This window comes from Rothia sp. HMSC062F03 (assembly GCF_001836905.1).
Taxonomy (GTDB): domain Bacteria; phylum Actinomycetota; class Actinomycetes; order Actinomycetales; family Micrococcaceae; genus Rothia; species Rothia mucilaginosa_A.
Map to the genome: position 1 here is coordinate 323,221 of NZ_KV830882.1, position 7,889 is coordinate 331,109.

Genomic DNA, 7,889 nt, shown 5'->3' on the forward strand with positions numbered 1-7,889 from the left:
GTGCCCGAAGCGAAGCGAGGGCGGGTTCCCCTGTAGGAACGAGGGCGCATACCGCTTTCCGCTTAACTCGTAGAGACGGTTTCCCCATGTGCAGGGCGTAAAATCGTGTATAACACGGCGGCACGTCGCGCGGTTTATTCTGCCTAAAAACTGCCGCTGCCGCCTCCTGTTTTCGCACACTCACTCTAGGAGTTTTATGCTCACTTTCCCCACCGTGCCCCTGGTTCTGTGCACGGCCCTCATCGCTCTCACCCTACTCATCAGTGGTATTGCGAAGGCGAAGGACCCGCAGAGCACCGTCACCGGCATCGAAAACCTCGGCCTGCAGAAGATTGCGCCGGCCCGTGCCGTGTCGCTCATCCTGCCGTGGTTCGAGATCGCCCTAGCCGCCGTCCTGTTGCTGTCGCCCGTGCGGCTGCCCGCCGTAATCGCCTCGGGCCTGGCTCTGGTCCTGATGATTTTCTACACGGTGGTGATTGCCCGCGCCCTGGCGACGGGACGCACTGCGGGCTGCAATTGTTTCGGTTCTGAGTCGACGGCCCCGGTCAGTCGCTACACCCTCTTCCGCAATCTGTCGCTGCTGGTAGCTGCGGCGGGTACCCACGCGGCGGCCCTGGCCGGCGGCGCAGGTGTGCTCTTCACGCTGTTCTCACTGGATGCCTCCGGCTGGCTCTGGGCGGGCGGGGCCGCCCTCATCGCGGCAACCCTGGATGCGGTACGCCGCGGCGACGCCCTGGGTGCGGCGGATGAGCGTCCGCAGGTTATCCTGCCCGAGCCGGTGTACGACGAGAACGGCGAGGAGCTGTACGTGCGCATGCCCATCCCGTTGGGCGCCCTCTATCTTGAGGATGGCCGCCGCACGACCATGCGCGAGATTGCGAAGACTCAGGCGCGCGTGCTTGTGTTCGTCTCGGCGACCTGCGGTGGTTGCGTCAAGTTCCTGAAGACTATGCCGCAGTGGCAGGAGCGTCTGCCGCAGGTGGCCCTGCACCCGGTGTACTCCTCCCTGGAGTCGCTGAATAAGTCGCGCAATAACGGTAGTTTTCCCGAGGGCCTGACCCCGCTGATTGACCGTGAGTCGGCGAGCGCGGCGAACTTCGGTTACGGCGTGCCGCTGGCCGTCGTACTGGGCTCTGACGGCCTGATGGCCGGAGGCCCGGCGGTTGGTCTCGAGGAGGTCGAGGCGCTGATGGGCGATATCGAGGAACAGTTCGCCGAGGCGGCGCGCCTGGCGAAGGAAGAGGCCGAGGAGGCATACCGCCGCGCGCTGAAGGAGCCCCAGAATCACCAAGGTGACCACCTCTAATCCCGTTCTAAACTCGACCCGATAGTCTGCCCCGTCGCGCGGGCTGTCCGCTCCCCGGACTTTTCCGCTTTGCGCTCAGGGCAAGCCTTTCCGTTCGCTATCCGATATCTCACGGTGTCGGCGCCGGCCCAAGCGCTAAGCTAGAAGGTAGCGCTATACCGCAGATGCGCTCCCGCGGCTCGTTCACGACCGGGCGGGCGCATCATCACACCCTGTCAAAGGAGTATTTATGGCAATGCTGAGTTTCAACGCGCCGGGCGAGCGCGAGAAGTCCCTGTGGCTCGTCAAGAAGGAGACCAACCCGAATCACTCGCAGTGGTACATCGACCGCTTCAAGACCATGGAGGCCGAGGGCAACGATATGGCCGGTGAGTCCCGCATGGTGAACGCCCTGGCATCGCGCGGCGCGAAGATTCTGGACGCGGGCTCGGGTCCGGGCCGTGTGGGCAAGCAGCTGCATGCCCTGGGCCACCGCGTGACCGGCGTTGACATTGACCCCGAGCTCATCGAAGAGGCACGCCGCGTCTGCCCGGATGCCACCTGGATTACCGCCGACCTGGTGGATCTGCCGGAGGTGCTGGGCATCGAGGGTGACGCCACCGCAGAGAACGGTTTCGAGCTTCTGGTGTGTGCCGGTAACGTGATGGGTTTCCTCGCCCGTTCGACCCGTAAGCCGGTGGTGGAGAACTTCCGCCGCGTGCTGGCCCCCGGCGGCCGCGCCGTCGTGGGTTACGGCTCCGGTCCGGGCCGCGATTACGCGTTCGAGCAGTTCCTGGCCGATGCCCGCGAGGTCGGCCTGAACGTCGATAACACCTACTCCTCGTGGCAGATGCACCCCTATCAGGAGGGCTCCTCAGAGTTCCTGGTGGCGGTGCTCTCCCGCCCCGAGAACTAGGCTCAGCTTTAAGAGCTAGGCAAGGCTCGCAAAAGGCCCGGCGCCTCCCCCATTGCGGGGTGGGTGCCGGGCCTTTACGCGTCTGCCGAGGGGCGCATCCGCCTAGTGGATCATGTAGATGTTGCGGGCGATCTCTTCGGGCAGGAAGGAGGCCGCGAAGAGGATGACCACGACGATGACCGCGAGGATGGTCAGCAGGCTGGAACGCCAGCCGGGGTGCAGCTCGTTGAAGGTGATGAGGCCCTTGTGTTCCTTGTCCATGCTGATGACGTTAATCTGCTTGTAGATGGTGGTTTTGGCCGAGAGCTTCGACGAAACCTCACGCATGGTTTTGCCGTCCCAGACTCGCCCGTCGAGACGCATGAGCTGCTTGCCGTCCTTGTCGACGGCCCACATGGCGGGGAAGCTGCGGTAGCGGATGCGTCCGGCCATGGTTTTGAGGTTTTGGCCGTAGGCCTTCTTGGGGTAGAGCTTCTCCGCGAAGATGGTGTGGCTGATGTCGGCGCGGGGTACGGCGAACCAACCGAAGGTGCGGGCACGTAGCACGTGGGTCTTGGTGATGACGATAATGGTCGGTTTGAGCACCGAGTAGAGGTTGATGCCGGCGATAGTGCCGATGAGCAGCACAAGAATGGTGTACGGCAGCGCGGGTCGTTTGTAGAAGATGAAGGCGAGCGCGGCGACAAGCACGATGGTGCCGGGGATGGACGCCTCGATGCGCCTGCCATAGGAGCGCATGCGGGGGTGGAATAGTTCGTGGACTTCGCCGTATTTGGCGGGTACTTCGTGAGCGCGTTCTGCCATACACTCCACTTTAGTGTGTGGTCGTCGTGAATCCTAGCCGGACTACCTGCGTTACCCTGGTTCTATGCGTAATTTTTCTCCTGTGGAACGGGTCCTGGCCCTGTGGATGATCGGTGTTGTGGTGGCGGCCTCGATTGCGGCGGCGGCACTGATTATGACGAATAAGCTGGTGTACGGCCCGACCGGCCAGGTGCGGGAGTATTTCCATGCCCTGCGCGTGGGGAACGGTTCGCATGCGCGTGGCCTGTTGAACGCCCAGATTCCTGCCGGGGATGCGGCACTGCTGGACGGCGAGGCGCTGAAGCGTTCGGTCGCCTCGATGTCGCAGGTGGATTACGAGGTCGTTGAGACGAGCGAGGACGGCCGGCAGGCGACGGTGCGCGCGTCCTACACTCTGGACGGGCAGCCGCAGCACACGGATTTCCATCTGCATCACTCGGGTACCCACTGGGGCTTTTTCGATAAGTGGGCTATCGATGGCGATACCCTGCCTACGGTGAAGGTGAATATTCAGGGCGTGGAGGCCGCGACGATTAATAACCGTAAGGTCGCGGTGGACGAGGGCGAGGCGACGTTCCCGGTGTTCTACCCGGGTACGTACGCTGTCTCGTACGATTCGACGGTGTACACGGCTCAGAAGGTGACGGAGACGGTCACGAATAACCAGGGTGAGCACGTGGCGCGCGTCGATTTGAAGCCGAGCGATAACGCATTGGCTTCGGTTAAGGAGCAGATTAACGACCATCTGCAGAAGTGCGCGGCCCAGAACGCGCTGTACCCGACGGGTTGCCCGTTTGAGTACAGCTTCGGCGGCCGCGTGGATTCGACGGTTCAGTGGACCGTTGAGAAGGTCGCGGATCCGCAGGTGAGCGTGAATGCCTCGGGTGTGTGGTCGGTGCAGCCGATGAAGGGCACGGCGAAGGTGTCGTTTACGCAGCTGGATCTGTACACGGGTGCGCGCTCGCAGGTGCAGAAGGAGATTCCGTTTACGCTGAAGGCCTCGGTGGAGGCGGATGCGAAGGCGGTCCGAGTCTCATTCTAAAGCTGTTGAACGCGAGAGCCAGTATGCTCTGAAGCGACATCAGGGTGCCCGAGCGAAGCGAGGACGAGTGCCCCTGTAGGAGCGAAGAGCATACTGGCTCGTAGCTTATATGGGTTGAAAAAGGGCCAGTATTATCCTCGCCCCCTAACAGAGGAGAGGATAATACTGGCCTTTATTTTTAACATCAATAACTCACCCAAAAAAATTTATTTTCTAGATACTTTACAAAAGAGCTTCATGATTCATCAGTAGAATTCCTTTTCCTGTCACGAATCCAGAAAAACACAAAGATGACCACAGTGAGACATAAAAGGACTATCTTCATCTGCGCCAAAACAACAGAATACTCAGGAGATGAAGTTCCTAACCACAACAGAGGATTATCCGAAAAATTTTTCCTAATAACTGACATATCAGAGGGAGTAGCATCGACCAGCTTCTGTACCCTTACAAGAAGCGGGTCGATATAGCTTCCAGTCACCGCTTTAGCTATATAATCCAACATATTCCCACCCAAGATAACATCAAAGAAAATCCATGAACTTGCTACACATCCGACAGGAAATAAAATACCCATGGCGGAATATTTAAAGAATTTCCTCATTTCAGCAAATGCCCTAGCCAGAAACCCAAACGAGAAGATAACACTAACCAAGAGTGTAATAAACGACATATAGTCAACCAAAGAAAAAGACGCCTTATGCTTTCCATTAGACACAGACAATGCAAATGTAACCAACCCAAAAATAATGGCCACCACTGTAACATCTCCAAGTATTTTTACATACATTTTTGAGAGCCATCCAATAGAGTAACCATCGTAATCAAACACTCTTTTAAAAACCAACGCAATACAATGAGCAGAAAACAAAATGATTATCACATATATAAATGATGGTAAAATAATCACCTGAAATACATATTCAAAAATAATATATATAGCTTCAAAATGCGAGAAGGTATAAAAACTCTCGACTTGCGTCAAATTCCAAGAAACACTCTTGAACATTGGGTACACAAATATACCGAATACAAGGATATACAAAGCTACCCTTTTTCCTAGCATGTTACAGAGCATGCGGAATTTTTTATATAACCAGCTTTCTTCATGTCCAGGCTGAGGTTCTTCAAAGACCCTCCCAGCTCTCTTAGAATAATGCTTCCACGCACGTTTAAACTCATCAAGATATTTATTCAGCAATGTACGCACCTATATCAGTAAAATCAGCAGACACTATTACTATATCGTCATGGAACCTCGCGAGGATGACCCGGCCCTTTCACATACCAGCCGCTCTGAAACCACAAACATTCTGAAGACAACAAGGAACCGGTACTATCCGTAGCGACATCAGGGTGCCCGAGCGAAACGAGGATGGGTTCCCCTGTAGGAGCGAGGATGACCCGGACCTTTCGCGTCCCACCATCCTAAAAGTACAAAGGGAACCGGTACTATCCGCAGCGGTATCAGGGCGGCACAGCAGAAAAGGGTCAGTATTATCCGTAGCGACATCAGGGTGTCCGAGCGAAGCGAGGACGGGTGTCCCTGTAGGAGCGAGGATAATACTGACCCTTGATTCTTTTATAGACCCCTAGTTGATACCGCGCAGGTCCAGGACGAGTTCGCTTTCGTCTGCCTCGTCACCGGTCACGACGACGGGAATACCCCAGTCCTGCTGGTAGAGGTGGCAAGCCGCGTGCTCGGGGATGTCACCGTCGGGGGTGCCGTCGCAGGCGGCGGCGCGGGCGGTGATGTGTAGGACCGCCTCGGTAATTTCGGGGTTGAGCACGAGGGTGCGGGTCAGTCCGGTAGAGGTGCCGGCGCCTTCCAGGATGAAGTTCTCGGGGGTGGAGGAGATCTTCAGCTGGGTGGGGTCGCCCCAGCGGGTGTCGAGCTTCTGGCCGGTGGGCACGGTGAATCGTGAGACGAATTCGAGGGTGCCGCCGGTGAGCTTGGTGGAGGGGCGCGCGGTGGTGATAGCGCCTTCGTCAACGTGCTGTGCCTTCGCGGGAATGGAGGCGCGCACGAGCTGGTGCGCGTTGGTTTCCACGATGATGAGGCGCGGGTCCTCGCCGGGTACCTCTTCGACGAGCAGGTCGGAGGGCTCGTCGAGGCCTCGTTCGAGGGTGCCGAGCGTGCCGGTCACCGGGTCCCAGCGGCGGATAGCGCCGTTGTAGGTGTCTGCGACTGCGATGGAGCCGTCGGGCAGTTCGGTCAGGCCGAGGGGGTGCTGCATGCGGGCGGTGTCGGAGTCGCCGTCGACGAAGCCGAAGTCGAACAGGCCCTTGCCGACTGCGGAGGTGACCTGTACGCCGTCCTCGGTGAAGGTGATGTGGCGCAGGCCGCTGGTTTCGGAGCATGCAACCCAGAGGCTACCGTCGCGTGCTTCGATAATGCCGGAGGGCTGGGCGAACCAGGCGTCGGCGGCGGGGCCGTCGGCGAGGCCCTCCACGCCGGAGCCTGCGAAGATGCTGAGGCCGCCGGTGACGGGTTCGTAGCCGAAGAGCTGGTGGGTGCCTGCCATGGCGATGATGAACTGACCGGCTTCACGGGAGTAGACCGCATCCCAGGGCGAGGAGAGCGCAATCTCGGTGGCGGGTACGCCGGCGGGGATGTGGTTGGGGTCGCCGGTGACGGCGTTGTCACCGTCGATGACGCGCTGCACGCCGTTACCTGCGAGGGTGCGTACTTCGCCGGTGCGCAGGTTGAGGGAGCGCAGGCGGTGGTTGACGGTGTCGGCGACGAGCACGTCGTAGCCGAGCTGCTCGCGCAGGTTTTCGGGTACGAGGGCGAGGCCGGCGGGCTCGTTGAAGCGTGCTTCGGTGCCGGTGCCGTCGACGTGGCCCTTGACGGGGTGGTTTACGGGATCGTCGCCGCCGCCGTAGGTGTTGATGACGGTGTTGAGGTCAGCGGCTACCTGCAGGATGCGGTGGCGCGCGCTGTCGGCGACGAGGTAGGTGCGCTCGCGGTTGCCGAAGAGGTTTGCGGGGCCGAATTCGGCGGGCAGTTCGATAGCCTTGCCGGGGAACGCGTAGGTGCCGGCTGCCTTGGGGCGGGGCACGTAAGGGCCGTCGCCGCGGTGCAGGGTACCCTTCGCTTCGTGTTCGGCGACGAGTTCGCGCACGAGGGAGGTGAGGCCCTGCACATGGCCTTCGCCGGAGAGGTGGGCGACGATGTAGCCTTCGGGGTCGACGACGACGAGGGTGGGCCATGCGCGGGCGGTGTATGCCTGCCAGGTGGTCAGTTCGGGGTCGTCGAGTACGGGGTGGGTGATGTGGTAGCGGTCGACGGCCGCGGCGAGTGCTACGGGGTCGGCTTCGTGCTCGAACTTGGGGCTGTGCACGCCGACGGTGACGAGCACGTCGGAGAATTCTTCTTCGAGGGGGCGCAGCTCGTCGAGCACGTGCAGGCAGTTGATGCAGCAGAGGGTCCAGAAGTCGAGAATAACGATTTTGCCGCGCAGATCCTGTAGGGTGAGGTTCTTGTCGCCGGTGTTGAGCCAGGCTCGGCCTTCGAGTTCGCTGGCACGCACGCGTACGGTGCGGTTGGTGTTCTCGCTCATGGGTTCTCTCTCCTGTTGGGTGCGCCGTGTGTGGGCGCGATGGTTTGCAGTCCCCATTATGCCAGCGTGGTTGGGGTGGTTCGCCGGGAGTTGAGCTTTGTGACTTGGGGGCTTAACGACCCGTCATATTCCGTCACATTCCACCCTGGTAAGAGCTATCGGGAGCTACCGGATCCCCCTTCCCCGACCTGAAAGGACGCCGGCAGATATAAATCGGTCCGTGCGCATCGGATACGGATGCGCACGGACCGAGGTGCCGCGATATTCGAGGCTTCTTAT

At 59.8% G+C, this 7,889-nt stretch carries 6 protein-coding genes; 3 read left to right on the forward strand and 3 right to left on the reverse strand.

Translation table 11 applies throughout. The annotated features are described in order from the left end of the window. The first annotated feature begins 196 nt into the window (after positions 1 to 196). Complete coding sequence (locus tag HMPREF2674_RS05620) at positions 197 to 1,306, forward strand: MauE/DoxX family redox-associated membrane protein (protein ID WP_070825060.1); 1,110 nt, start codon at positions 197 to 199, stop codon at positions 1,304 to 1,306. A 229-nt stretch (positions 1,307 to 1,535) separates the two neighbouring features. After that, entirely contained in the window at positions 1,536 to 2,201 is a 666-nt protein-coding gene (locus HMPREF2674_RS05625; protein WP_070825061.1) for a class I SAM-dependent methyltransferase, read from the forward strand. A 102-nt stretch (positions 2,202 to 2,303) separates the two neighbouring features. On the opposite strand, the gene HMPREF2674_RS05630 is transcribed toward HMPREF2674_RS05625, so the two are convergent. Continuing rightward, positions 2,304 to 3,005 (reverse strand): hypothetical protein, encoded by a 702-nt coding sequence (locus HMPREF2674_RS05630; RefSeq protein WP_049342882.1) that lies wholly within the window; start codon positions 3,003 to 3,005, stop codon positions 2,304 to 2,306. Positions 3,006 to 3,069: 64 nt separating this feature from the next. Here HMPREF2674_RS05630 and HMPREF2674_RS05635 point away from each other — a divergent pair, with 64 nt between their 5' ends. Then, positions 3,070 to 4,047, forward strand: a complete 978-nt coding sequence (locus tag HMPREF2674_RS05635) for a zinc ribbon domain-containing protein (RefSeq protein ID WP_070825062.1) — start codon at positions 3,070 to 3,072, stop codon at positions 4,045 to 4,047. Between the two features lie 235 nt (positions 4,048 to 4,282). Here HMPREF2674_RS05635 and HMPREF2674_RS05640 read toward each other — a convergent pair whose 3' ends face one another. Further along, on the reverse strand, positions 4,283 to 5,257 hold the full coding sequence (locus HMPREF2674_RS05640; protein WP_210400124.1) for a hypothetical protein: 975 nt from the start codon (positions 5,255 to 5,257) through the stop codon (positions 4,283 to 4,285). A 382-nt stretch (positions 5,258 to 5,639) separates the two neighbouring features. After that, the gene (locus HMPREF2674_RS05645; protein ID WP_070825064.1) at positions 5,640 to 7,610 is read right to left on the reverse strand and encodes an NHL domain-containing thioredoxin family protein; all 1,971 of its coding nucleotides are present in this window, start codon (positions 7,608 to 7,610) and stop codon (positions 5,640 to 5,642) included. Positions 7,611 to 7,889: the final 279 nt, after the last annotated feature.

Coding starts and splice junctions, on each gene's coding strand:
- HMPREF2674_RS05620 (WP_070825060.1), top strand. CDS start 197: ATGCTCACTTTCCCCACCGTGCCCCTGGTTCTGTGCACGGCCCTCATC.
- HMPREF2674_RS05625 (WP_070825061.1), top strand. CDS start 1,536: ATGGCAATGCTGAGTTTCAACGCGCCGGGCGAGCGCGAGAAGTCCCTG.
- HMPREF2674_RS05630 (WP_049342882.1), bottom strand. CDS start 3,005: ATGGCAGAACGCGCTCACGAAGTACCCGCCAAATACGGCGAAGTCCAC.
- HMPREF2674_RS05635 (WP_070825062.1), top strand. CDS start 3,070: ATGCGTAATTTTTCTCCTGTGGAACGGGTCCTGGCCCTGTGGATGATC.
- HMPREF2674_RS05645 (WP_070825064.1), bottom strand. CDS start 7,610: ATGAGCGAGAACACCAACCGCACCGTACGCGTGCGTGCCAGCGAACTC.